Origin of the sequence: Buchnera aphidicola str. Ak (Acyrthosiphon kondoi) (assembly GCF_000225445.1) — a bacterium.
GTDB classification, from domain to species: Bacteria; Pseudomonadota; Gammaproteobacteria; order Enterobacterales; family Enterobacteriaceae; genus Buchnera; species Buchnera aphidicola_A.
Window position 1 is genome coordinate 223,495 of record NC_017256.1, and the last position, 26,969, is coordinate 250,463.

The following is a 26,969-nucleotide window of genomic DNA, read 5'->3' on the forward strand; positions in this document are numbered from 1 at the left end:
GTACTTAATTTTATTGATTTTTTTTAGACGTTGATGATTGATTTTGAATCAAGATGACAAGATAAAAAAATAATATTTTTTAAAACAATAAAATTAATTATAATAATTTTTTAGATTGAATACTAATTTAATCGTTAAATATATATATAATGCATAAGGAATTTATACCATGTCAGAACATTTATATAATGACGTGGATCCAATTGAAACTAGTGATTGGGTGCAAGCTATTGAATCTGTTATTCGTCAAGAAGGTCGTAAAAGAGCATATTTTTTAATTGAACAGGTTTTAAAAAAGGCTAAAATAAATAGAGTAGAATTTTTTAGTTCTTCTTTTACTAGTGATTATGTTAATACTATTTGTAGCGAAGATGAATACGAATATCCTGGAAATCTTTTTTTAGAAAAACGCATTCGTTCAGCAATTCGTTGGAATGCTATAATGATGGTATTGCGTGCATCAAAAAAAAATTTAGAATTAGGTGGACATTTATCATCTTTTCAGTCTTCTGCTACGATATATGAAGTCTGTTTTAATCATTTTTTTCGAGCTAAAGGTAGTGAAGATGGAGGTGATTTAGTTTATTTTCAAGGTCATATTTCTCCAGGAATTTATGCTCGTTCTTTTTTAGAAGGACGTTTATCAGAAAAACAACTTGATAATTTTAGACAAGAAGTTGATGGAATAGGTTTATCTTCTTATCCTCATCCTAAATTAATGCCGAATTTTTGGCAATTTCCTACTGTATCTATGGGTCTAGGACCACTTTGTGCTATTTATCAAGCAAAATTTTTAAAATATTTACAAAATCGAGAATTAAAAAATACTTCAAAACAAATAGTATATGCTTTTTTAGGTGATGGTGAAATGGATGAACCAGAATCTAAAGGTGCAATTTCTATAGCTGTACGTGAAAAACTAGATAATCTAATATTTATAATTAACTGTAATTTACAAAGGTTAGATGGGCCAGTAGTAGGAAATGGAAAAATTGTAAATGAATTAGAAAGTTTTTTTTGTGGTGCAGGATGGAAAGTGATAAAAGTAATATGGGGAAGCAGATGGGATTGTTTATTAAAAAAAGATACTACTGGAAAATTAATCCAGTTGATGAATGAAACAATTGATGGAGATTATCAAACTTTTAAATCCAAAGATGGTGCGTATGTTCGTAAATATTTTTTCGGGAAATATAAAGAAACATATGATTTAGTCAAAGATATGACTGATGAGGAAATATGGAGATTGAATAGAGGGGGACATGATCCAAGAAAAATGTTTAATGCTTTAAAAAAAGCAAAAGAAACAAAATACAAACCTACAGTTATTCTAGCTCATACTGTTAAAGGATATGGAATGGGAGTAACTGCAGAAGGAAAAAATATTGCTCATCAAATCAAAAAAATAAATATTAATGGAATAATACATATTCGAGATCGTTTTGATATTCCTGTATCGAATAATGATATAGAAAAATTACCTTATGTGACTTTCAAAAAAAATTCTAAAGAATATTGTTATATACATGAACAACGTAAAAAATTAGGTGGCTATATCCCTTTTCGTTTATCTCGTTTTACTAATGAATTAGTTTTACCAGAATTAATAGATTTTCAATCATTATTGAAAGAACAAAAGAAAGACATTTCTACAACTATAGCTTTTATACGTGTCTTAAATATTATTTTAAAAAATAATTCTATTAAACATTTAATAGTACCAATTATTGCCGATGAAGCACGAACTTTTGGGATGGAAGGATTATTTCGTAAAATTGGTATTTATAGTTCTAGTGGTCAAAAATATGTTCCTCAAGATCGAGAACAATTAGCATACTATAAAGAAGAAAAAAAAGGCCAAATATTACAGGAAGGGATAAATGAATTAGGTGCAGCCTCATCTTGGTTAGCTGCAGCAACTTCTTATAGTACCAATAATTTTCCTATGATTCCTTTTTATATTTATTATTCAATATTTGGTTTTCAAAGAATAGGAGATTTATTTTGGGCTGCTGGAGATCAACAAGCAAGAGGTTTTTTAATCGGGGGTACTTCAGGAAGAACTACATTAAATGGTGAAGGATTGCAACATGAAGATGGACATAGTCATATACAATCTTTAACTATTCCTAATTGTGTTTCTTATGATCCTTCATTTGCTTATGAAGTTGCTGTGATTATACAAGATGGATTAAGACGTATGTATGGTCCATCTCAAGAAAATATATATTATTATATTACTACAATCAATGAAAATTGTTATATGCCTGCTATGCCTTTAGGAGTAGAGGAAGGTATTTGTAAAGGAATTTATAAATTAAAAACTTTACATGGTACCGCATCAAAAGTACAGTTAATAGGTTCTGGTGCTATTTTGCGTTCTGTTTGCGAAGCTGCAGAAATTTTATTAAAAGATTACTCTATTACAACAGATATATATAGCGTTACTTCTTTTACAGAATTAGCTAGGAATGGAGAAGATTGTGAACGATGGAACATGTTACATCCTAATAAAAAAAATAAAATAGCATATGTGAAGCAAGTTATGAATACAAGTCCTACTGTTGCAGCTACTGATTATATGAAATTATTTGCTGAGCAAATTCGTCATTACATTCCATCGAAAGAATATCATGTATTAGGAACAGATGGTTTTGGTCGTTCAGATAGTCGTGATAAATTACGTGATCACTTTGAAGTAAATTCTCATTATATTGTTGTAGCTGCTTTAAATTTATTAGCTAATATAAATAATATTAATAAAAAAGTAGTAGAAGATGCAATTATTAAATTTAATATTAATACTGATAAAATTAATCCGCGTTTAGCTTAAGAGGTGAAAAAACAGTGGATATAGAAGTTAAAATGCCTGATATTGGATTAGATGAAGTAGAGGTAATAGAAATATTAGTTAATATTAATGAAACAGTAGAACTAGAACAAGGTTTAATAACTGTAGAAGGAGATAAAACTTCTATGGAAATACCATCACCTATATCAGGTGTTGTAAAAAATATTTGTGTAAAAGTTGGTGAAAAAATAAAAACTAGTTCTTTGATAATGGTTTTTAAAGTTAAAGATGCTACTTCTTGTATAAGAAAAGAAAAAGAAAATTGTCTAGATGAAAATATTCATTTAAATTTTAAGAAGAATTCTAAAGAAGATAATTTTTTTCATGCAACGCCAGTTGTAAGACGTTTAGCTCGAAATTTAAATATTGATTTATGTAATATCATTGCTACTGGTCCTAAAAATAGAATTTTAAAAGAAGATATAGAATTATATCAGAATAATATAAAAGATAATATCTTAAAAGAACGAAAAAAAATGGATTCTAATTATTATTCTGAAGAAAAAATAGAAGAATTAAAACTAAGTGACATTCAAAATATTATAGGTAATAATCTACATAAGAATTGGATGAATATACCTCATGTTACACAGTTTGATGAAGTGGATATTACCAATCTAGAAGAATTTCGTAAAAAATATAATAATGACAAGAAAATTCAAAAAGAAACCAGTAATTGTATTACAATACTAGCTTTCATAATTAAAGTAGTTGCATATGCATTAGAAAAATTTCCTATATTCAATAGTTCTTTAACTATTGATAATAAAAAAATTATTTTAAAAAAATATATTAATATTGGATTTGCTGTAGATGTAAATAATGATTTATTCGTTCCTGTTTTAAAAAATGTTGATAAAAAAAATATTGAACAATTATCTTCTGAATTAATATTATTATCAGAACAAGCTAGAAAAAGACAATTAAATATTTCAGATACAACAGGAGGATGTTTTACAATATCTAATCTAGGAGGTATTGGAGGAGGTTGGTTTTCCCCGATTATTAATTCACCTGAAGTAGCAATTCTTGGTGTTTCAAAATCTCAGATAAAACCGTTATGGAATGGAAAAGAATTTATTCCATCTTTAATGTTACCAATATCTTTATCTTATAATCATCGTGTAATAAATGGAGCTTATGCAGCGCGTTTTATTACATATATTAATAAAATTTTATCTGATATACATTTTTTAATTATGTAGTTTTATATGTTTAATATTATTTAAATATCATGTAATTAAAATTTATTTTTAAGAGGTTATAATGCATCAAAAAATTTATGCACAAGTTGTAATTATTGGATCAGGTCCGTCAGGTTATTCTGCAGCTTTTCGTTGTGCAGATTTAGGTTTAGATACTGTTTTGATAGAACGTTATAATAAAATAGGAGGTGTTTGTTTAAATGTTGGTTGTATTCCTTCAAAAACATTATTGCATATAGCTAAAGTAATTAAAGAAGCAAAAGAATTATGTAAAACTGGTGTTTCTTTTAGTGAACCAGTAATTGACATTAAAAAAATTAAAGATTGGAAAGAAAATGTTATAAATAAACTGACTAGTGGTTTATCTAGTATGAGAAAAAAAAGAAAAATAAGAATTTTTCAAGGAAATGCTATTTTTAATACTGACAAAAGTCTTTTTGTGACAAGCAAAGAAGAAAAATTGACTGTTTTTTTTGATAATGCAATTATTGCAACAGGATCTAAACCTATTAAAATTCCTTCAATACCCAATGATGATATGAGAGTTTGGGATTCGACTGATGCTCTATCATTAAAAAAAATACCCAACCGTTTCTTAATTATAGGAAGTGGTATTATTGGTTTAGAAATGGCTACGATATATAGTGCTTTAGGTTCAAAAGTTGATGTTATTGATCGATTCAATCATTTTCTTCCTTCAGTAGATAAAGATATTGCTGATACATATATAAGGTCTATTAATCAAAGATTTAATTTAATGTTAAATACTCATGCAGATAAAGTTGAACTAAAAGAAACTGGTTTAACAGTCGATATTATGCAAGATGATATTATTAAAAAAAATGTATTTTATGATACTGTATTAGTAGCAATAGGAAGAACTCCAAACATTGATACGTTGGGATTAGATAATATAGGATTAAAAATAAATAATTTTGGTTTTATTGCAGTAGATAAGCAATTAAAAACAAATATACCTCATATTTATGCTATTGGTGATGTAGTCGGTGCACCTATGTTAGCTCATAAGGGAGTACATGAAGGTCATGTTGCAGCAGAAGTTATCTCTGGTAAACAGCATTATTTTGAACCTAAAGTAATTCCATCAATAGCATATACTGAACCTGAAATTGCCTGGGTAGGATTAAATGAAAAACAGGCCAAAAAAGAAAATATAAATTATGGAATTTCAATTTTTCCATGGAATGCATCTGGTAGAGCTATTGCTTCAAATTCTAGTATAGGCATGACAAAATTAATTTTCAATAAAAAAAATAATAAAATTATTGGTGGTTCTATAGTAGGAACGAATGCTGGCGAGCTAATTGGTGAAGTTGGATTAGCTATTGAAATGGGCTGTGATGCTGAAGATATCGCATTAACTATTCATGCTCATCCTACTTTACATGAATCTATTGGTTTGTGTGCAGAAATTTTTCAGGGTACAGCAACAGATGTGTTAAATTATAAATTTAATAAGTAATTTTGATTTTTTAAAAAATTCTTTATTCTAATAAATTTTTTCCAGAAAAAGAAAAGATTATAGAAATTAAGCTTCTATAATCTTTTCTTTTCCTGGAAAAAATTTATTTTAATCTAAATACCTGTTAAATACCTATTAAGTACTATCTACCATAGATATATTTCTTCCATAATAAATTTCACGCATTTCCCTCCAGAGTAATCTTATAATATATGAACGTTCTTCTTTTTTAAGATCTTCTAAATGAATATTAAATAAATAATTCTTTAAATTAAATTCTCTTAATAACATTCGAGTATGAAAAATGTTTTCTTGATATACATTTACATCAACCATATCGTACATTGATTTTATATCATTCGACATGAAATTTTGAATAGAATTTATTTTATGATCAATAAAATGTTTTATGCCGAGAATATCTCTAGTAAATCCTCGAACTCGATATTCAATTGTTACAATATCTGATTCTAATTGATGTATAAGGTAATTCAATGCATTTAGAGGTGATATGATTCCACATGTTGAAACTTCAATATCAGCTCGAAAAGTGCAAATTCCACTGTGAGGATGACTTTCTGGATAAGTATGTACACAAATGTGACTTTTATCTAAGTGAGCAAGTACAGAAGATGATACGATATTATTTTTTGAAATATTAATTTTCTCTATATTAATTGGTTCTTCACATACTAAAATAGTTACACTGGCACCTTGAGGTTCATAATCTTGATGAAATATATTCAAAACATTAGCACCAATAATTGAACAAGTTTTTTTTAGAATTTTAGTTAGTCTAGTAGCACTATATTGTTCATCAATATAAGAAATATAACTATTACGTGAATCGTTAGTATTCGCATAGCAAATATCATAGATACAAAAACTTAGGCTTTTAGTTAAATTATTAAAGCCATATAATTTTAGTTTTTGCAATTTAATTACTCTCCTATGGAAGGATTTTTAACTTTCATTCAATGCATTAAGAATGTGTTGAGGTAAATAAAAACTACTCATATGAATTTTAGCATTATAATAATTAAAAGTTAATTTTGTATATTTTATGCGTGATTGTATTTTTTTTAGACTAATTTTTTGAAGTTCTATATTGTTAGTACCCCATGCAAAAATCATCATTCCACCATAATAAGTAGGAATATTTGCTTGATAAAATTTTGCATCACAAAAATATTTTTTTAAGTTTTTATAGGTAAGAATAGTTTCGTTTTCTTGAAGAAAGAAAACTCCATTTTGTGCTACAAAAAGGCCATTTTCTTGTAGACAATTACTACAATTAAAGTAAAATTCTGATAAAAATAAATTTTTTCCATAACCAATAGGATCTGTAGAATCTGATATGATTAAATCAAATTTATCTTTAGTTTTTTTTATGAAATTCAAACCATCATCAATTATTAATTTTAAACGAGAATCTTGATAAGAATTATTACTATGATTTGGAAAATATTTTTTACATAAATCAATAATATTAGCATCAATCTCAACCATAGTAATATTTTCAATGGTTTTATGTCTACATACTTCACGAAGTATGCCTCCATCACCTCCACCTATTATTAATACTTTTTTTATAAAACCATGAGCAAAAATAGGTACGTGAGTTAGCATTTCATGATATATGAATTCATCGCGTTCAGTTGTTTGAACAATATCATCTATAACCATAACTCTACCAAAGATAGAATTTTTAAAAATCATCACTTTGTGATGAGAAGTTTTTTCTTGATATAGCAATTCTTCAATTAAAAAATATTGTCCAAGATTACAATGAAGTTTTTCATGCCATATTTTTTTGTGATCCATAGTTATATTTATATATCCTATAAAATGTCACGTTATAGATTATTTTGGATTAATAAAAAATTACGAGTACTGTGAAAGAGTAGATTTTATTTTTAGACTTTTAAAAATAAGCATAATGATTCTTAAAAAAACTACTTTTTAAAAATAAATATGTGATTTGTATTAATTTTTTTTATGAAAAATTGTTTAAGAAAAAAATATTATCTTAATAGAGGTTATCAAAAATAATATAATAATGCTAATTATTATTAAATAGATTATATATCATTTATGTATTGATTAAATCTTCTAAAATTATTTTTACAAATTTAGAAAATTGAAACGATGCAATTGAAATATTTTTTTTAAAATTAAATGTAGCATTATTATCAGATGAATCAGAGATAGATTTTATTACAATAAGAGGAATATTAAATTTATAGCAAACTTGAGCTATTGCGGCAGATTCCATTTCAACAGCTATTGCAGAAGGAAATTGAACTTTTAAAATTTTTATATGTGCATTATCTCTAATAAATGAATCTCCACTAATAATAAGTCCTTTTGTAAATTTTAACTGGTATTTAAGAGCATTTTTTTTACAAAATTCATGTATTTTTTTATTAATGATAAATTTTTTTGGATATTTAGGTATTTGTCCTTGAGCATATCCAAAATTTGTTAAGTCTACATCATAATAACATGTGTATTCTGGAATGATAATATCACCAATTTTTAGCAATGAATTTAAACTTCCAGCAGAACCACTATTAATAATGATATCTGGTTGATATAAATTAATAAGAATCATAGTCGAAATGCTAGCAGAAACTTTTCCTATCCCTGATTGTATTAAAAAAATATTATTTTTTTTAAATCTTCTTTCATAAATTTTAAAATTACTAATAGTTTTTTTTACATATGGATGTATTATCTTCTTTAATGTTTTAGTCTCTTTACTTATAGCGCTTATTATTCCGATATTCATTTTAATATAATATATATTTAATGGTAAAAATGATACACAAAAATATCTAATATATCTTGTGTCTATTTAAATACTAAATGATGAACCGCATCCACATGTATTTTTTGCATTTGGATTAGAAACTATAAACTTAGAACCTTCTAAGTTTTCTAAATAATCTATTTGACCACCATATAAATACTGTAAACTAATGGGATCAATAATTAATGAAACATCTGATTGAGTAATGATAATGTCGTCTTTATTTATTGAGGAATCAAAAATAAATTGATATTGAAAACCATTGCATCCGCCACCATTTATATAAATTCTTAGTTTTAAATTAATATTTTTTTGTATTGCAATAAGATGTTTTATTTTTTTTATTGCTTTTTCAGTAAATTTAAGATAATCTTTAGAAGATTTTTCCATTTTTATTTTATTCTCATAATATTTTAATTTATATATTTAACAAATATCTGTCATACTGATTTTATCATAAACAAACATTTTTTAAAGAATTTTATATGCATTTGAAATTCACAAGCACATCCGTGCGCCGATAAAGAATTTAGTCGTCATTGGCGCAGGTTATTAAATACATAATATTCTTAATAAAAACTTAATTCAATTACTTTTTAAAAGATACGTTAATAATATTAAAGAAATTAATCTGCTCTTTTACGAAGAAAGGATGGAATATCTAAATATTCTGGTTCTTTTTTAATTTTTTCTTCTGTATTTTTTATTTCTTTTTTGATATTTTTTTTATCTGTTTTTGTTGGAGATACATTTAAATATTGATAACGATAATCCATTAACACTTCCCTAGAAGATTTATTTTTTATTTGATTAATATCTGATTTTTTTTCCATTCCAATACCAGTAGCCACAACTGTTACACGAAGACTATCATTCATATCAGGATCTAAAGAAGTACCTATAACAACTGTTGCATTGTCTGAAGAAAAAGATCTAATAGTGTTTCCAACTGTTTCAAATTCATCTAGTTTTAAATCAAAACCAGCAGTAATATTAACTAATACACCCCGTGCACCAGATAAATCTATATCTTCTAACAAAGGACTAGATATAGCTATTTCTGCAGCTTCTTCTGCACGATTTTCTCCAGAAGATATTCCAGTTCCCATCATCGCATATCCCATTTCTACCATTACAGTACGTACATCAGCAAAATCTACATTCATTAAACCGGGTCTTGTAATTAATTCAGCAATACCTTGTACTGCTCCTTTTAAAACATTGTTAGCCGCACTAAAAGCATCAAGTAAAGAAATTCCTCGGCTAAGTACTTTTAATAACTTATCATTAGGAATTGTAATCAAAGAGTCTACATATTTTGATAGTTCAATTATTCCCTGTTCTGCTACAATCATTCTTTTTTTACCTTCAAAATTGAAGGGTTTTGTCACCACAGCAACAGTCAAGATACCTAATTCTTTTGCAATTTCTGCCACTACAGGAGCAGCTCCAGTTCCGGTTCCTCCTCCCATACCAGCTGCTATAAAAACCATATCGGAACCATCTAGTGCAGATTTTAATAATTCTTTATCTTCTTCTGCTGAGGTTCGTCCAATTTCTGGATTGGCTCCAGCTCCTAATCCCTTTGTTATATTATTTCCTATTTGTATAGTTTGTCCTACTTCTATTTTTCTTAATGCTTGTGCATCAGTATTAATTGCAAAAAATTCAACACCTTCAATACGTTCTCTGACCATATGTTCTACTGCATTTCCACCTCCACCTCCAACGCCAATTACTTTAATTATTGCATTGCTACTTAATTCTGAAGATTCAAACATGATTTGTTTCCATTATATATATCTATATTTTATAAAGTTCTAAGTATAATATGTTTTTTAAAATTCTTTTTTAAACCAATTGTTAATTTGTTTGAAAATTTTTCCAAAAAAAGAATTTTCTTTTTTTTTATTGTCGATATTTTTATAAGACTCTTTTCCATAATATAATAAACCAATTACTGTTGAGTAATTTGGTTCAGTTATTTTTTCTATTAATCCAGAAATATTAAAAGGTTTAGCAATCCGTACTTTTTTATGAAAAACTTTTTCTGCGCAGTCAGTTAAATATGAAATATTTGAACCACCTCCAGTAAGTACTATGCCACTTAATAATTCATATTTTTCTCCTTTTTTATAAAGTTTTTTTTGTACATCAATAATTTTATCTTGTACTAAAGATAATAATTCAATATATCTTGATTCGATTACTTCTATTAATGCATCTTCCTGTAAAGTTTTTTGAAAATGATTATTCATATCAGAAAAATCAATATTTTTTGATGATCCTAAAGATGGTTTTTTTGTAGAACCATACTTTATTTTCATATTCTCTGCGTCGTAGAAAGAAGTACTAAAAGCATACGAGATATCACTGGTTACAATATTTCCTGCATATGGTATGACTTGACTATATTGTATAGCACCATCAATATAAATAGTAAAGTCTATTGTTCCTCCGCCTATATCAATCATACACACACCAAGATTGCATTCGTCTTCAGTTAAAACAGCTTTACTCGAAGCAAGACCTGAAAAAATAACTTGATCAACTTTAATATCACATTTTTCCACAGCTTTAATCATATTTTTAGCCATGTTTTGATGACAAGTAATTAAGTGTACTTTTACTTGCATGCGTACTCCGGATAGACCTATAGGATTTTTTATTCCAGATTGATGATCAATTGAGTATTCTTGAGGTATCACATGTAAAATATGATGTTCATTAAGAATCTGAACAGATTTTGCAATATGTATTACATTTTCTAGATCTTCTTTTGTTACTTCATCTTCAGAAATTGGAACTATACCTATTTCATTTTGACAATTAATGTACTTATTAGATAAAGACAGATATACAGAAGTAATTTGACAATCTGCCATAATTTCAGCTTTATTAATAGATTCTTGTATACATGAAACTATTGAATCTAAATTATTGATTCTTCCTTTATCTATTCCTTTAGACAAACAGATCCCAAATCCAATAATTTTAATCGTATCATCTGTTAATATTTCTCCTACCAAAGTTGTGACTTTAGTAGTACCAATTTCTAATCCGACTACTAATTTTCTGTCTTTTGATATGATCATTATTTTTTAGCCTGTACTTTATTTCTTTAGTTATTGCTTTTTTTGACAAACTGATTTCTTATTTTTTTATATTTATGCTATAATAGAATTAAAGAAGAAAAATTTATTTTTTCGTTTTTTATCACAAATAAAGTATAAAAATTATAATTAATGCTTTTTTTTGAAAATATTAACTGTTCTAGTTGACTTTTTATTAAAATAATTTTTTATTATTCATGTTTAAAATAAACAATACCAGTTCATCAAATGATATTCCTATTTCTTTGGCAGACATTGGAACCAAACTTCTGTTTGTCATGCCAGGTATAGTATTTACTTCTAATAACCAAAATTTATCTGTGTCATCTAATATAACATCAATTCTTCCACATCCACTACATCCGAGTGTATTCCATGCTAACATTGCTATTTTTTTCAATTCTATTTCTTGAATTGTGTTTAATCCACTTGGACAGAAGTATTGAGTTGAAGATGATATATATTTAGCGTTGTAATCATAAAAATTATTATTTGTAGAAATACAAATAGGAGGTAGCACTTGTTCACCTAGAATAGGTACTGTATATTCTTTTCCTTTTATAAACTTCTCGATAAGAATATCATTAGAGTAACTAAAGGCTATATTTATAGCGTCATCAAGTTGTTCAAAACATGATACTATTGTTATACCTATACTTGATCCTTGATTATTTGGTTTGATTAAAATAGGAAATCCTAATTTTAATATTTTTTTAATTATAAAATTATATAAAGAGGAGATATTTTTTTTTTTTGAAATATAAATATCAGGTGCTGTTAAAAGACCACGAGATTTCCATAATAATTTAGTTCTAAATTTATCTATAGAGATAGAAGAAGCCATAATTCCACTTCCCGTATAGGGAATATTTAAATATTGAAGAACTCCTTGAACACTACCATCTTCACCACCCTTTCCATGTAATGAAATGTAAACTTTATTAAAACCTTCTTTTTTTAATTGTATTATAGAGTGATCACGTGTATCAATTGGATATGCATTTAATCCAGATTTTAATAAACTTTCAAGAATAGCATATCCTGATTGAATTGAAATTTTTCTTTCAGAAGATGTTCCACCTAACAAAACAGCTATTTTTTTATTCATTGTATCACTTGTTTATTTTTTTAATTAATATTTTATGTATTATTGTATCTATATTTCCAGCACCTTGTATTAAAATAATATCGTTTCCATTTAATTTAGAAATAAGATTATCTAATATTAGATTGTGATTAGAAATTAAAGTAGCATGAGCTTTCCCTAATTTTTTTATATCATTACAAAGTGAAAGACTATCTGCTCCAATAATAAATTTTTCATTTGCAGAGTATACATTTAATATCAAAAGAACATCGACTTGAGATAAAATTTTAACAAAATCATGATATAAATTATATGTTCTTGTGTATCGATGAGGTTGAAATATCATGACTAAGTTTTTTTTTGGCCAACTAGTGCGTATAGTTTTAATAGTTTCAGATAATTCTGTAGGATGATGTCCATAATCATCTATTAACATACAACTAGTATTGTTATTAATATCTTTTTTGATTGAAAGAAATCCAAGAAATTCAAATCTTCTACAGGTACCTTTAAATTTTTTTAATGATGAAACTATATCATCATCTTTTACACCTTCATTTATTGCTAGAGCAATAGCAGCTGCTGCATTTAATGCATTATGTTTACCAGGTATATTTAATATTATATTTAATTTTTTATTGTTTTTTATAATTATTTGAAAGTTTCCAATAAAGTTCTTTTGTTTATAGCCAAAAACTCGAATATCTGCATTTTTATTAAATCCATATGTAACTACTTTGCATTTAATATTAGGTAAAATATCGCAAATAGCACTATTGTCTATACATACTATAGCTGTTCCATATAATGGAATTTTATTTAAAAAAATTAAAAAAGTTTCTTTTAATTTCTTGAAACTATTATCATAATGATCGATATGATCAGATTCAATATTAGTTAAAATAACTATTTTTGGATTTAAATATAAAAAAGAAGAATCACTTTCATCTGCTTCTACAATAAAATAATGAGAAGAACCTAGTTGAGCATGAGAATCAATAGATTTTATTAAACCGCCATTAATTAAAGTAGGATTTAGATTATTTTGTATAAAAATATCTGAAATCATCGATGTAGTGGTAGTTTTTCCATGAGTTCCAGAAATTGCTATACCAAATTTAAAATTCATTAATATTTCAAGCATTTCGGATCTTAATAATACGGGTATATTGTATTTTTTAGCGGCGATAATCTCTTTATTTTTTGAGGAGATAGCACTAGATTTAATAATAAAATCAACATTTTTCACGTTGTTTTTAGAGTGTGTAAAATATATAGTTGCTCCTAAATGAATCAATTTTTTTGTAATTGAACTTTTTAATAAATCAGAACCACTAATGTTATATCCTAATTTTAATAAAATAAGAGCAATTCCTACCATCCCTGAACCACCGATGCCGATAAGATGAATATTTTTATTTTTTTTTTCAGAAACAAAAAAGTTAATTTTTTTTATGTTTTTTATATTCATACTTTTATCTTTTTAATTTTTTCTCTTGAAATATGTAAGATTTATGTTTTTTTAACAACATCATTAATAATATTAAAAATATTTAACATTGCATCACGAATACCAAGAGAATAGGCTTTTTCTGCCATTAATAAAAGTTTATCTCTATTAAGCGAATCAAGTATATTGGCTATTAATGTAGCATTAAAATTTGATTGATCAATTATTTTTGCTGCACCAATTGATTCTAAATCTTCTGCGTTTCTATGTTGTTGTTTGTCTTTATGTGGATAAGGTATGAAGATAGCAGCTAATCCTACTATAGAGATTTCACTTACAGTTAACGCCCCAGAACGACAAATGATTATATCAGCCCATTCATATGCAGCAGCTATATTTTTTATAAAACAGGTAACTGAATATTGATTTAATTGAAATTTTTTGTATTTTTTCTTTGTTTTTTCTAATTCATAACTTCCTGTTTGATGCCAAACAATAATTTTTTCTTTTAATAAGAATGATACTTTTGGCAAAATTTTATTTAAAATAGAAGAACCTTGACTACCACCAATAACCAATACTCGTAAAAGACCTTTTCTATTTCTAAAACGATGAATAGGAGAAGGAATATTTATAATTCTTTCACGAACGGGATTTCCAACTACATCTGCGTTTTTTAGAACACCAGGAGATGCTTGCATATTTTTTGTAGATATTTTAGAAAGCCATCGATTTGTAATCCCTGCAATTTTATTTTGTTCATGTAAAATAAATGGAATTTGACAATTCCAAGCCGCTATTCCTCCTGGACCAGATACATAGCCTCCCATTCCTAGTATGATATCTGGAGACCACTTTTTTATTATTTTTTTAACATCATAATAAGCACGTATTATATATATTGGTGAAATAATTATATTCTTTAAGCTAGCATTACGTAATCCTTTAATTTTAATATAATGAAGTTGAATGTCATATTTAGGTATAATTTTAGATTCTATGCTGTTTTTTGTGCCTATCCAATGAACAGACCATCCTTTTTTAATCAAATAAAGTGCGATAGTTAGTCCTGGAAAAACATGACCACCACTTCCACCTGCCATAATTATTATTTTTTTAGAAATCATTTAGGTCCTCTAAGAAATGCTTGTGATGTTCTTAATCTAGTTTCAAAATCAATTCTTAACAGAAAAAAAATAGCTATTGAATTAATGATTAAACTCGAACCTCCATAACTAATAAATGGTAAAGTTAATCCCTTAGTTGGTAAAATGCCAGTAACAGAACCAACATTAATTGATGTTTGAAAGCTGAACCAAATACCAATAGAACATGCTAAAAATCCTGAAAAAATTTGTTTTTTTTCTAAAGATCTTTCCCCAATATACATAGCCCGCAAAGACAAAGTAAAAATTATTAACAATATTAAAAAAGAACCAATATAACCCAATTCTTCACCTATGATAGAAAATATAAAATCACTATGAGCATCAGGTAAATAATTCAGTTTTTGTATTGAATTTCCTAGGCCTTGTCCTAAAAGATTTCCACGACCTAATGCTATTAATGATTGTGTTAGTTGATATCCATTACCAAACGGATCCTCCCAAGGATTCCAAAAAGACAAAACTCTTTTAATTCGATAAGGTTCTAATAATATCAATAAAATTACTGTTAATATGCTAAAAGAAATAATTATAAAAAATTGTCCTATTTTAGCACCAGAAATAAATAAAATTGATAAAGTAGTAAAAAAAAGAACAATTACAGTTCCTAAATCAGGTTCTGCTAATAAAAGAATAGATTGTATTATGATAATACTTAAAGGTTTAAAAAATCCCCAGAAATTATTACGCACTTCGTTGGGTTTTCGTGATAAATAACTAGATATATAACAAAAAGAAGAAATTTTGCATATTTCAGAGGGTTGTATATGTAAGAAACCTATATTAATCCATCTAAAAGATCCATGTATTGAATGCCCTGCTAGCAAGACAAAAACTAGTAATAAAATTGAAAAAATCAGTATAATATTGCTATTTTTTTCCCAAAAAACAATTGGTGTACGTAAAAAGATAAAAGATAATAAAAATATCAAAAAAAAATAAAAAATCTCTCTCTTTATAAAAAAAAATGGATCATGGTATATATTTTGACTTATAGGAATTGATGTAGAGAGAACCATAATGAATCCAATAGAAAATAAACTTAAAGTTAACCATACCAGCATACGATCATAAAGTATGAAAAAAGAATCTTTTGTATTATACTTTTCTTCAATATTTCCTTTGTTTTTTGAGTTTTTTTTTTGTAAGTATATCAAGTCATTTCCTTTATTAATTTTATAAAAAGATTACCTCTCTCTTCAAAGTTAGAAAATTGATCTAAACTACTACATCCAGGAGATAAGAGTACTGTATCACCTGATTTAACTTGTTTTAAAATCAAGATCATTGCATTTTTTAAATTTTGAACATAAATAGATTTTTTCTTGCAGATTTTTGATAGTTTAATACCATCTTTTCCAAAGCAGTAGATTTTTATTTTTAGTTTTTCAAAATCATTTTTTAATATATTAAAATTTCCAGATTTACTATCTCCACCTAATAATAATCGTATTGTTCCTTTTGTTTTTATAGATTTTAAAGCAACTTCAGTACTATTTACATTTGTAGATTTAGAATCGTTTATCCAATTTATACCTTTTTTATTTTTTATTATTTGTAATCGATGAGGCAAGCCTGAAAAACTTTTAAGTGTATTTATTGTATAATTTCTAGGAAATCGCATTGCATCTGAAATAGCTATAGAGACTAATACATTATTATAATTGTGATGACCATATAATAATATTTCATTAGTATTTAATATTTTTTTATTTTTATAAAATAAAAAAGTATCTTTGTTTTCATAACAGATATAATAATCACTTTTTCTTGTTCCAAAACTAATCCAATTTTTATTTTTGATATAAAGAAGATCATTCAGTTTATCGTTAGAATTAGTTATACAAATTTCTGCTTTATTATAAATAGATATTTTAGTTTTTTTATATTGTTGAAACCCTTTTGGATATCGATTAATATGATCTTCACTAATGTTAAGAATAACTGCTATTTTTGATTTCAAAGAAAATGTATTTTCTAGTTGAAAACTAGATAGTTCTATTATGTATAAATTTGCTTTTTTATCAAGCATGTCTAGTACAGGAAAACCAATATTTCCACCTAAACAAGCTTTATAACCTGCATTTTGTGCAATTTTTTTAATTATTGTAGCTACAGTACTTTTTCCATTAGTACCTGTAATTGAAATAATAGGAAAATTTGCTTCTCTAGAAAATAATTCAATATCGCTAATAATTTCAATTCCTAACAAACGTGCTTTAATTAAAATAGGTCTAAATGAAGAAATTCCCGGGCTGATAATAATTAAATCTGATTCTAAAATCCATTTATTTTCTAAGTTTCCCAAACTATACTCAATATTTTTAGGAATTTTAAAAAAATTTACAGGATGTATAGATTCATCAATAATTTTAGGTCTTATTCCTTTTTTTAGAAAAAAATTTATACATGATATCCCTGTCAATCCCATACCTAAAATTAATATTTTCTTACCAAAATAATTACATGACATCAATATACCTTTAAGGAAATAAGACTTATTAACAATAAAATCAATGAAATAATCCAAAATCTTACAATAATTAAAGGTTCTAATATGCCTATAATTTCATAATGGTGATGAATTGGTGCCATTTTAAAAATTCTTTTTTTTCTCATTTTAAATGATATGATTTGTAGAATAACAGATATTGTTTCAACAACAAAAACACCACCCATAATAATTAGCAATAATTCTTGATGTAATAATATTGCTATAGTTCCTAAAGCACCACCTAGTGATAGAGAACCAACATCTCCCATAAAAATTTTAGCTGGATAACTATTAAACCATAAAAAACCCAATCCTGAACCAATAATTGCCATACATAATATAGATAATTCTCCTGAATTTTTTATATAATTAATATGTAAAAAATTAGAGCTATTTATATTTCCACTGAATAAAGATATTAATGTAAAACCACAAGTTAAAAAAACAACAGGCATAATAGCTAATCCATCTAATCCGTCTGTGAGATTTACTGCATTGCTAGTGCCAACTATTATGAAATAAGCAAGAAATATATATAAATAATTGATTTCAAAAGATTTTTTAAAAAAAGGAATCATTAATGTAGTGATCATAAAATCTTTATTATTAGCATTTATTATATAAATAAATCCTAAAGCAAAAATAGATAACCAAAAATATTTCCATTTTATTTTTAATCCTTGAGTGTTTTTATATCTTATTTTTTTATAATCATCTATTAAACCTATTGCACCGTATCCTATTAAAATACTTACAACATACCAAACATAAGTATTTGATAAATTACAATATAATATTATTGAAAATAATATAGAAAAAATTATAAAAATTCCACCCATAGTAGGTGTATTATTTTTTATATAGTGTGTTTTCGGTCCATTTTTTCGTATGATTTGACATTTTTGTAATTTTTTAAGATGATATATAAAATGTGGTCCAATATATAAATTAATAAAAAAAGAAGTTAATAAGCTAAATATTGCACGATATGGAATACAAGAAATAATATTTAAGTTAAAATTTAAATATTTATTAAAAAATATTAACATTTTTTTTTGCTCTCCTTAATAAGATCTTCTACCACTTCCTCCATTTTTGCACTACGAGATCCTTTTATTAATATTGTTATTTTTTTTTCCTTACAAACAATTTTTTTTAAATATTCGCTTAGATTTCTTTTATTAAAAAAATGCTTACCATTATCAAAAATCTTGGTAATTTCATGACTCATGTTGCCAATACTAAAAATTTTATTAATATTAGATAAGTTAGCAGTATTGCCTATCATTTTATGATATAAAGTGCTTTTCTCTCCTAATTCAGCCATATCTCCAGTAACTAATATTTTATAACCAGGCATTTTTTCTAAGACTTTTATTGCTGAAATCATAGATGAAACATTAGAATTATAAGTATCATCAATTAAAATTTTATTAGGTTTTAATATGATAGATTCTAGTCTTCTTGAAATTATAGGCGTTTCTAATAGTCCTGTTTTTATTTTTTTTAAAGGTATTTTAAGCGCAAAAGAAAGAGCACTGGCTGCTAATGCATTAGATATGTTTTGATAACCTAAAAATGGTAATGAAATATTTGTTTTTCCAAATGGTGTATGCATTGTAAAAGATGTGCCATATGCATGAATTTTAATGTTGCTGGAAAAAAAATTACTATGTTTTTTTTTTTGATAGAAAAGTATAAAATATTGTTTTTCTTTATATATTTTTTCCATTGTGAAAGATGATGACTATCTAAATTAATTACAACTGTACCATTAGGTTTTAAACCAGAAAATATTTCTGATTTAGCTTTAGATACTCCTAGTAATGATTTAAATCCTTTTAAATGAGCACAATGAATATTATTAATTAATATAATTTCTGGTTGAATAATATTGCTGGTATAAGAAATTTCACCTGGGTTACTTGCTCCTAATTCAATTACAGCATATTTATGTTTTTTTGTTAACTGCAATACAGTAATAGGCACCCCAATATTATTATTTAAATTATTAATAGTTGATATTGTATTTCCATTTTTTTTTAATATAGATGCTGTCATTTCTTTTACTGAAGTTTTTCCACAAGAACCAGTAATAGCTAATATTTTTGCATTTGTTTTATTTCGAATCCAACCAGCAATTTGACCTAAAGCAATAGATGTATTTTCTACTATAATATACGATACATAAGATTTTATATCTTTTTGGGTAATAAATGCAGAACATCCTTTTTTAATAGCCTCGTTTATAAATATATGAGCATCGAACTTTTTACCGATTAAAGCAATAAAAAGACAACCTGGAATAATTTTATTAGTATCAATAATAATTTCATTTATTAATAAATCTATTCCACATAATTTTCCGTTAGTAATAAAAGCAATTTTTTTTAATGATAACGAAATCATATCTTTTTTTCCAATAAGTTTAAGACTGTTTTTTTATCTGAATAATTGATATATTTATTTTTAATTATTTGTTTTTCTTCGTGTCCTTTTCCAGCTATTAAAATTATATGATTGTATTTTGCTTTAAAATAAGCATAAGATATTGCTTTTTTTCTATTTTGAATAATTAATATTTTTTTCTTATTTTCACAGCCATTTAAAATGTCTCGGATAATTTTTTCTTCTTTTTCATTTCTTGGATTATCATTAGTAATAATAACTTGATCTGACATTTTTTCTGCAATAGATCCCATAATAGAACGTTTTTTTTTATCTCTTTCTCCTCCACATCCAAATATACACCATATATATTTTTGATAATGTAAACGAATTGCATCAAGTATTTTTTTTAATGCATCAGGTGTATGAGCATAATCAATAATAAAAATTGGTTTTTCAGCAAAAGAAAATATTTCCATACGACCATTTACAGGTATTATTTTTTGAGAAGTATCAATTAAATCAGACAAACTATAGCCTAATTCTAAAAGACAAGCTAATGCTAATAAAATATTTGTCACATTAAAATATCCAATTAGACAAGATGATATTTCACCTGCCCCCCAACTTGATTCAAATTTAATAATAATAGAATTGTTATAATTTTTGATATCTGTAGCATTTATCCATTTTGTAGAATATTTTCTTGGTTTAGAATTTTTAATAGTAACTGCTATCGTATAGTAATCAAATAGTTTTTTTAACCATATTTTTCCATATTTATCATCAGCATTTAATATAATTTTTTTGACTTTATGCGTACTAAATAATAACCATTTTGCTGATGCGTACTTCTTCATATTTTCATGATAATCCAAGTGGTCTTGTGTTAGATTTGTAAATATTGCAATATAAAAAGGAACTTCTTTAACACGGTTTTCTATCAAACCATGTGAAGAAACTTCCATAGTAACTAATTTAGCTTGCTTATTTAAAGCTTGAGATAAGAAAGAATGAACAAAAAGAGGAGAAGAAGTTGTGTTTTTTGTAGGAGACAAGGAGTTGTCAAAACCATTTCCTAAAGTTCCCATAGTTGCTATTTTATTACCTAAAATATTACTCCATTGATTAATGATTTGTATAACAGTAGTTTTTCCATTAGTACCAGTTACACCAATTATTGTTAATTTTTTTCCTGGCTCTTTATAAAAGCGATTTGCTAGCATTGATATATTTTCAGATAGCTTAAAAAAGTATATAATAGGAATATTATTAATATATTTAAATATTCCGTGATTTTCTTTTTTTTCGGTTTCATATAGAATTGCTGCTACTTTTTTATAAGTAGCTTCAAAAATAAAATTACGTCCATCTTTCTTTTTTCCTCGAACTGCTATAAATAAATCTCCTTTACATACAGTTCTACTATCCATTTTTAAATTTAAAATATATTTATTTGGAATATTTTTAATCCATGGTGATAATAAATATTTTAAACAAGTTTTATTCATTCAGTGCCTTTCAATTTAATGTGATAAATCGTCTGGTTTTATATTCATTTTTTTTAATATTAATTTCATGATATTGCTAAAAACTGGAGCAGAAATTGCACCTCCATAATATTTTTTCCCTTTAGGGTTATCAATGATAATGATTAATGAAAATCTTGGATTGCTAGCCGGTGCAATTCCTGCAGTATAAGCAGTGTATTTTTTAATATAATATCCATGAATTCCTACTTTTTTTGCAGTTCCGGTTTTAATAGCAACACGATATCCTTTAACTGCGGCTTGTATACCTCCTCCTCCTGGTTTAGCGACACTTTCCATCATATGAATTACTTTTTGTACATATTTTTTTGGAAAAATTCTTTTTCCATATACTGGACTATTTATTTTTATTATTGAAAGAGGGCGATATATTCCATAACTTCCAATAGTAGCATATAATCGTGCAAGTTGAAGAGGAGTGACCATTAGTCCATATCCAAAAGAAAAGGTAGCTTTATCTAAATCAGACCATTTTTTTTTTGTGGGGAAAAAACCACTTTTTTCTCCAATTAATCCTAGTTGAGTTGGCTGTCCTAATCCAAATTTAATATAACTATCAAGTAGTTTTGAAAATGGCATAGATAATGCAATTCTTGAGACTCCTACGTTACTAGATTTTTTTAATATTCCAGTTATAGTAAGTTTATCATGATAAGAAACATCTTTTATTTGATGTTTTGCAACTAAAAAAGGTTTTGTATTAATTACCGAGTTTTCTTGAATTATACCAAGTTTTAATGCTTCCATAATTACTATAGGTTTGACTGTTGAACCAGGTTCAAAAATATCTGTAATTGCTCTATTACGAACATTTTTTTTTATCATATATCGTGTATTATTAGGATTATATGTAGGACTGTTTGCCATAGCTAGAACTTCCCCAGTTTTAATATCAATTAAAATTGCAGTTCCAGAATCAGCTTTATTTTTCTCTACTGCTTCATTTAATTTATGGTACACAATAGTTTGTAATTTTGTATCAATACTAAGTGTTAAATTATTAGATGAACTTTTATTAACTAAAGATATATTTTCAATAATTTTCCCTTTATTATCTTTCCTTATTTTTCTTTTACCTGGTTTTCCTGTTAAAAATGTATTAAAACTTTTTTCTATTCCTTCAATTCCTATTCCGTCTATATTAGTTATACCTATAAGTTGAGCTGAAATTTTTCCAAAAGGATAGTATCTTTTCGATTCTTCTAATAAAAAAATACCAGGCAACTGTAATTTTTTAATATATTTTGCAATTTCAGGACTTATTTGACGAGCTAAATAAATAAATTGTGATTTTTTATAAGCGTCTATACGCAAAAAAATTTCTTTTAATGGAATAGAAAGAGTTTTTGACAAAGCTTTCCAGTGTTTATTATTTTTAATATTTTTAGTATTAAGAATTACTGAAGGATCAGCACAAATGGCATTGACTGATACAGTCACTGCTAGCGGATATCCTGCTCGATCATTAATAATTCCCCTTGTGTCTAGAAAAGATTGAATTCTTAATGTTCTATGATCTCCTTCTATTATAAGTGGATTGGGATTAATTATTTGCAAAAATATTACGCGTAGTGTCAAAATAAGTAAAGATAGAAAAACAAAACTATATAACACGAAAAAACGCCAATTTATATAATTCGTTTTTTTTGTTTTTTTTTCGTTAAAAAAATTATTTTGTTCTTTTTTATACGTTTTCTTTATCAAATAAAAATTATTTTTTTTCAAGTGGAGCATGCACAGATAAAGAATTTTTTTCAATTATTAAATTTCTCCATTGATTATCTTTTTCTTTTTTTTTACAATAAGATGTTCTTCTTGAGTAATTAATAAGCGAGTCTTATAAACTATAATAACGAGAAAACTAGCAGATAATATAATAGCTATTAATAGTATTAAGTGAATTTTTCCATGCAAAAGAAAATCGTTTTTTATTATTTTTGGTAAATCGTAACGTTTAATTTTCATTTTATTCTCGTACTTCTGCTACACGAAGTATAGAGCTTCGAGCTCTAGGATTATCGTTTATTTCATTTTGAGTTGGTAATAGGCGACTGATAATTTTTAATTTACATTTTTTAAGTTTATTTAATTGTTTTTCCGTAATAGGCATACCATATGGAACAATTGCTTTTATGCTATTTTTAATCATAAATTTTTTAACTATTCTGTCTTCTAAAGAATGAAAACTTAGAATTGATACGCGTCCTCCTGGTTTCAATATTTTCAGTGTACTTTCTAAAGCTTTTTTAATTTCTTCTAGTTCTTGATTGATGTAGATTCTAATTGCTTGAAAACTTCTTCTTGCTGGATGTTTGAATTTATTTTTTATTGGTATAGATTTTTTGATAATATTAGCTAATTCCAAAGTACTTGTAATTTTTTTTTTTTGACTTATTTTTTTAATGCTATAAGCTATTTTTTTAGAAAAACGTTCTTCTCCGAAAGTTTTTAAAACAAAAGCAATTTCTTCAACATTACTTTTAAAAAGCCATTCTGAAGCTGGAATTCCATGATTAGGATTCATACGCATGTCTAAAGGTCCATCTTTTTTAAATGAAAAACCTCTTTTATGATTGTCAATTTGCAATGAAGAAATTCCTAAATCAAATATAATTCCATTGACTTGTCCTACAATTTTTTTCTTTTTTGCATAATCTAATAATTTTGAAAAATTCTCGTTAATGATATGAAAACGTGAGTCTTTAATATTTTTACCTATAGAAAAAGCAATAGGATCTTTATCAATAGAATATAATTTTCCATCTTTTCCTAATTTTTTTAAAATCTCATGTGAATGTCCACCTGTTCCAAATGTACTATCAATATAAATACCATTTTTTTTAATTTTTAAAGAATGAATTAGTTCTTTCTTCATTACTGGAATATGTTTAAGTGTATTATTCATTATGAAATATATATAATGTAAATTAAAATATATTACATGGTCATTTAAAAAAAATGACCATGTTAAATATGTTATAAGAAATATTGCTATATTGAATATTATTTATTAATTTTAAAAATTTTCTTTATTTTTAAAAAATTTTTTTAATATTTTCATCAAAACATTGAAAAAATTTATAAATAAATTAAAAATTTTTAGTAGATATAAATATAATATATTTTTTAAAAAAATTATCCTCGAGAAATACCAACGACTCCAGAACGAGTCACCTCAATCACTTCTGATATATTGCGTATAATTTTAAGAAAGGAATCGACTTTTTTTGTGGTACCAGATAATTGTAATATATAAGTTGTTGATGTTATGTCTATAATTTGTCCTCGAAATACCTCGGTAATATGTTTTACATCATCTCTTCTATAGTTATTTATCTGGACTTTTAATAGCATAATTTCACGTTCTATACAAGAAGATTGTCCAATTTTTACTACTCTTAATACATCTATTAATTTATGAAGTTGTTTTTCAATTTGTTCAATTGCTTTTTCATTTCCTACTGTTTGTATAGTCATTTTTGATAAAGAAGGATCTTCAGTAGGTGCTAATGTAATAGTTTCTATATTATATCCTCTTTGTGAAAATAGTCCTATTACTCTAGATAATGCACCTGATTCGTTTTCTAGCAGAATAGATAAAATTCTTCGCATATTTTAGGAAACCTCTTTTTTCCTTAACCACATTTCATTCATGCCACCCCCTTGAATCTGCATAGGATAAACATGCTCAGAATTATCTATTTGAACGTCTACAAAAACTAAATGACCACGAGATAATTTATCTAGCGCTAGTCTTAGTTTTTCTTCTAGTTCTATAGGTTTAGTGATTTTAATACCAAAATGTCCATAAGATTCTGATAATTTTACAAAATCTGGAAGTGAGTCCATATAAGAATGAGAATGTCTTCCAGAATAAATCATGTCTTGCCATTGCTTAACCATGCCTAAAGAAGCATTATTAAGATTTAATATCAATACAGCTAAATTGTACTGTCGTGCTGTAGATAATTCTTGAATATTCATTTGAATACTACCATCTCCAGTAATACAAATTACAGTTTCTTTAGGTAAAGCTAATTTAACTCCTAATGCTGCAGGAAAACCAAATCCCATAGTACCTAATCCGCCCGAATTAATCCAATGTCTAGGCTTATCAAACTGATAATATAATGCAGTAAACATTTGATGCTGTCCGACATCTGAAGTGATATAAGAAGTACCTTTTGTGAGCTTAAAAAGAGTTTGAATTACTGTTTGAGGTTTTATCTTATTGCTATTTTGATTATATTTTAGACTATTGACTTTTTTCCATTTTTTAATAGTATTCCACCAATCTGCTAAAGATGAAATTTTCTTTTCTTTTTTTAGTAATTCTAGCATTTTTTGCAAGACGTGTTTTGCATCTCCGACAATAGGTATATTAGCGGAAACAGTTTTAGAAATAGAAGTAGGATCAATATCAATATGTAAAATAATAGCATGTGGACAGTATTTATTTAAATTATTTGTAGTTCGATCGTCAAATCTAACACCTATTGCAAAAATTACATCGGCATGATGCATTGTCATATTAGCTTCATATGTACCATGCATTCCTAACATTGAAATATTTTGAGGATGAGTTCCTGGAAAAGCACCTAGTCCCATTAAAGAAGTCGTAACTGGACAATTCGTTTTTTCTGCAAATATTCGTAATTCTTTGCTGCTTTTAGAACTAATAATTCCGCCACCTGCATAAATTACGGGTCTTTGAGCTTTTAATAATGTATATAGTGCTTTTTTTATTTGTCCTATGTGACCTTTGGTTGTTGGATTATATGATCTTATATTAATATTTTCTGGCCATTTATAGTAGAATTTATTTTCTTTCTTTAAAATATCTTTTGGCAAATCAATTACTACAGGTCCTGGACGTCCAGTTGATGCTAACCAAAAAGCTTTTTTAAAAATAATTGGTATGTCTTCAGTTTTTTTTACTAAAAAACTATGTTTAACTACAGGACGAGAAATACCAATCATATCACATTCTTGAAAAGCATCGTAACCGATTAATGAAGAAGCAACTTGACCTGATATAACAACCATAGGAATAGAATCCATATATGCTGTAGCAATTCCAGTAATAGCATTAGTTGCACCTGGTCCAGAAGTAACTAATACAACTCCTGTTTTCCCAGTAGAACGAGAATAACCGTCGGCCATATGCGTTGCAGCTTGTTCATGTCTTACTAGAATATGTTCAATTCCACCAACAGTTTTTAGAGCATCATAAATATCTAGTACAGCACCACCAGGATAACCAAATATATGCTGTATTCCTTGATCAATTAATGATCGAACGACCATTTCGGCTCCTGATAATATTTCCATTTTTTCCTCCAGGATAGTAATTTATTAGGTTTTTTTTCC

Annotated in this window: 23 protein-coding genes; 3 read left to right on the forward strand and 20 right to left on the reverse strand. The window is 26.3% G+C overall.

Going from position 1 to position 26,969, the window contains the following annotated elements; genetic code table 11:
- Nucleotides 1–169 precede the first annotated feature (169 nt).
- From aceE to lpdA, 3 genes are all read left to right on the forward strand, one after another.
- Nucleotides 170–2,833 carry a pyruvate dehydrogenase (acetyl-transferring), homodimeric type gene (gene aceE, locus BAKON_RS01045; RefSeq protein ID WP_014499363.1) on the forward strand — a complete coding sequence of 888 codons (2,664 nt, stop codon included), beginning with the start codon at nucleotides 170–172 and terminating at the stop codon, nucleotides 2,831–2,833.
- Between the two features lie 14 nt (nucleotides 2,834–2,847).
- Complete coding sequence (locus BAKON_RS01050; RefSeq protein ID WP_014499364.1) at nucleotides 2,848–4,056, forward strand: 2-oxo acid dehydrogenase subunit E2; 1,209 nt, start codon at nucleotides 2,848–2,850, stop codon at nucleotides 4,054–4,056.
- A gap of 61 nt (nucleotides 4,057–4,117) precedes the next feature.
- Nucleotides 4,118–5,539: a dihydrolipoyl dehydrogenase gene (lpdA, locus tag BAKON_RS01055; RefSeq protein WP_014499365.1), complete on the forward strand. Its 1,422-nt coding sequence runs from the start codon at nucleotides 4,118–4,120 to the stop codon at nucleotides 5,537–5,539.
- A 135-nt stretch (nucleotides 5,540–5,674) separates the two neighbouring features.
- Here lpdA and speD read toward each other — a convergent pair whose 3' ends face one another.
- The 20 genes from speD to ilvI all read right to left on the reverse strand — a co-directional run bounded on the left by speD (nucleotide 5,675) and on the right by ilvI (nucleotide 26,930).
- Nucleotides 5,675–6,475 (reverse strand): adenosylmethionine decarboxylase, encoded by an 801-nt coding sequence (gene speD / locus BAKON_RS01060; RefSeq protein WP_014499366.1) that lies wholly within the window; start codon nucleotides 6,473–6,475, stop codon nucleotides 5,675–5,677.
- 27 nt (nucleotides 6,476–6,502) lie between these two features.
- Nucleotides 6,503–7,363, reverse strand: coding sequence for a polyamine aminopropyltransferase (speE, locus tag BAKON_RS01065; RefSeq protein ID WP_014499367.1), 861 nt, complete (start codon nucleotides 7,361–7,363; stop codon nucleotides 6,503–6,505).
- Nucleotides 7,364–7,631: 268 nt separating this feature from the next.
- Nucleotides 7,632–8,330, reverse strand: a complete 699-nt coding sequence (locus tag BAKON_RS01070) for a 5'-methylthioadenosine/adenosylhomocysteine nucleosidase (protein WP_014499368.1) — start codon at nucleotides 8,328–8,330, stop codon at nucleotides 7,632–7,634.
- Nucleotides 8,331–8,396: 66 nt separating this feature from the next.
- A complete protein-coding gene (gene erpA / locus BAKON_RS01075) occupies nucleotides 8,397–8,741 on the reverse strand; it encodes an iron-sulfur cluster insertion protein ErpA (protein ID WP_014499369.1) in 345 nt (114 codons plus the stop codon).
- A gap of 236 nt (nucleotides 8,742–8,977) precedes the next feature.
- Nucleotides 8,978–10,132, reverse strand: coding sequence for a cell division protein FtsZ (gene ftsZ / locus BAKON_RS01080; protein WP_014499370.1), 1,155 nt, complete (start codon nucleotides 10,130–10,132; stop codon nucleotides 8,978–8,980).
- A gap of 57 nt (nucleotides 10,133–10,189) precedes the next feature.
- Nucleotides 10,190–11,446 carry a cell division protein FtsA gene (ftsA, locus tag BAKON_RS01085; protein ID WP_014499371.1) on the reverse strand — a complete coding sequence of 419 codons (1,257 nt, stop codon included), beginning with the start codon at nucleotides 11,444–11,446 and terminating at the stop codon, nucleotides 10,190–10,192.
- A gap of 193 nt (nucleotides 11,447–11,639) precedes the next feature.
- On the reverse strand, nucleotides 11,640–12,572 hold the full coding sequence (locus tag BAKON_RS01090) for a D-alanine--D-alanine ligase (RefSeq protein WP_014499372.1): 933 nt from the start codon (nucleotides 12,570–12,572) through the stop codon (nucleotides 11,640–11,642).
- 4 nt (nucleotides 12,573–12,576) lie between these two features.
- The gene (murC, locus tag BAKON_RS01095; protein ID WP_014499373.1) at nucleotides 12,577–14,022 is read right to left on the reverse strand and encodes a UDP-N-acetylmuramate--L-alanine ligase; all 1,446 of its coding nucleotides are present in this window, start codon (nucleotides 14,020–14,022) and stop codon (nucleotides 12,577–12,579) included.
- Between the two features lie 41 nt (nucleotides 14,023–14,063).
- Nucleotides 14,064–15,128, reverse strand: coding sequence for an undecaprenyldiphospho-muramoylpentapeptide beta-N-acetylglucosaminyltransferase (murG, locus tag BAKON_RS01100; protein WP_014499374.1), 1,065 nt, complete (start codon nucleotides 15,126–15,128; stop codon nucleotides 14,064–14,066).
- On the reverse strand, nucleotides 15,125–16,324 hold the full coding sequence (gene ftsW / locus BAKON_RS01105; protein ID WP_014499375.1) for a cell division protein FtsW: 1,200 nt from the start codon (nucleotides 16,322–16,324) through the stop codon (nucleotides 15,125–15,127). The genes murG and ftsW overlap by 4 nt, the downstream gene beginning before the upstream one ends.
- Nucleotides 16,321–17,640, reverse strand: a complete 1,320-nt coding sequence (gene murD, locus BAKON_RS01110; RefSeq protein WP_014499376.1) for a UDP-N-acetylmuramoyl-L-alanine--D-glutamate ligase — start codon at nucleotides 17,638–17,640, stop codon at nucleotides 16,321–16,323. The genes ftsW and murD overlap by 4 nt, the downstream gene beginning before the upstream one ends.
- Complete coding sequence (gene mraY / locus BAKON_RS01115) at nucleotides 17,640–18,710, reverse strand: phospho-N-acetylmuramoyl-pentapeptide-transferase (RefSeq protein WP_014499377.1); 1,071 nt, start codon at nucleotides 18,708–18,710, stop codon at nucleotides 17,640–17,642. Before mraY ends, murD begins: the two co-directional genes overlap by 1 nt.
- Entirely contained in the window at nucleotides 18,704–19,279 is a 576-nt protein-coding gene (locus BAKON_RS03270; RefSeq protein WP_430393311.1) for a glutamate ligase domain-containing protein, read from the reverse strand. The genes mraY and BAKON_RS03270 overlap by 7 nt, the downstream gene beginning before the upstream one ends.
- Entirely contained in the window at nucleotides 19,234–20,070 is an 837-nt protein-coding gene (locus tag BAKON_RS03275) for a UDP-N-acetylmuramoyl-tripeptide--D-alanyl-D-alanine ligase (protein ID WP_430393312.1), read from the reverse strand. Before BAKON_RS03275 ends, BAKON_RS03270 begins: the two co-directional genes overlap by 46 nt.
- Nucleotides 20,067–21,560, reverse strand: coding sequence for a UDP-N-acetylmuramoyl-L-alanyl-D-glutamate--2,6-diaminopimelate ligase (gene murE, locus BAKON_RS01125; protein WP_014499378.1), 1,494 nt, complete (start codon nucleotides 21,558–21,560; stop codon nucleotides 20,067–20,069). Before murE ends, BAKON_RS03275 begins: the two co-directional genes overlap by 4 nt.
- Nucleotides 21,561–21,575: 15 nt before the next feature.
- Nucleotides 21,576–23,333, reverse strand: a complete 1,758-nt coding sequence (gene ftsI / locus BAKON_RS01130) for a peptidoglycan glycosyltransferase FtsI (protein ID WP_014499379.1) — start codon at nucleotides 23,331–23,333, stop codon at nucleotides 21,576–21,578.
- Nucleotides 23,334–23,360: 27 nt separating this feature from the next.
- Nucleotides 23,361–23,564 (reverse strand): cell division protein FtsL, encoded by a 204-nt coding sequence (locus tag BAKON_RS01135; RefSeq protein WP_014499380.1) that lies wholly within the window; start codon nucleotides 23,562–23,564, stop codon nucleotides 23,361–23,363.
- A 1-nt stretch (nucleotide 23,565) separates the two neighbouring features.
- The gene (gene rsmH / locus BAKON_RS01140; protein WP_014499381.1) at nucleotides 23,566–24,504 is read right to left on the reverse strand and encodes a 16S rRNA (cytosine(1402)-N(4))-methyltransferase RsmH; all 939 of its coding nucleotides are present in this window, start codon (nucleotides 24,502–24,504) and stop codon (nucleotides 23,566–23,568) included.
- 230 nt (nucleotides 24,505–24,734) lie between these two features.
- Complete coding sequence (gene ilvN, locus BAKON_RS01145) at nucleotides 24,735–25,211, reverse strand: acetolactate synthase small subunit (protein WP_014499382.1); 477 nt, start codon at nucleotides 25,209–25,211, stop codon at nucleotides 24,735–24,737.
- Nucleotides 25,212–25,214: 3 nt separating this feature from the next.
- Nucleotides 25,215–26,930, reverse strand: a complete 1,716-nt coding sequence (ilvI, locus tag BAKON_RS01150; protein WP_014499383.1) for an acetolactate synthase 3 large subunit — start codon at nucleotides 26,928–26,930, stop codon at nucleotides 25,215–25,217.
- Nucleotides 26,931–26,969 lie beyond the last annotated feature (39 nt).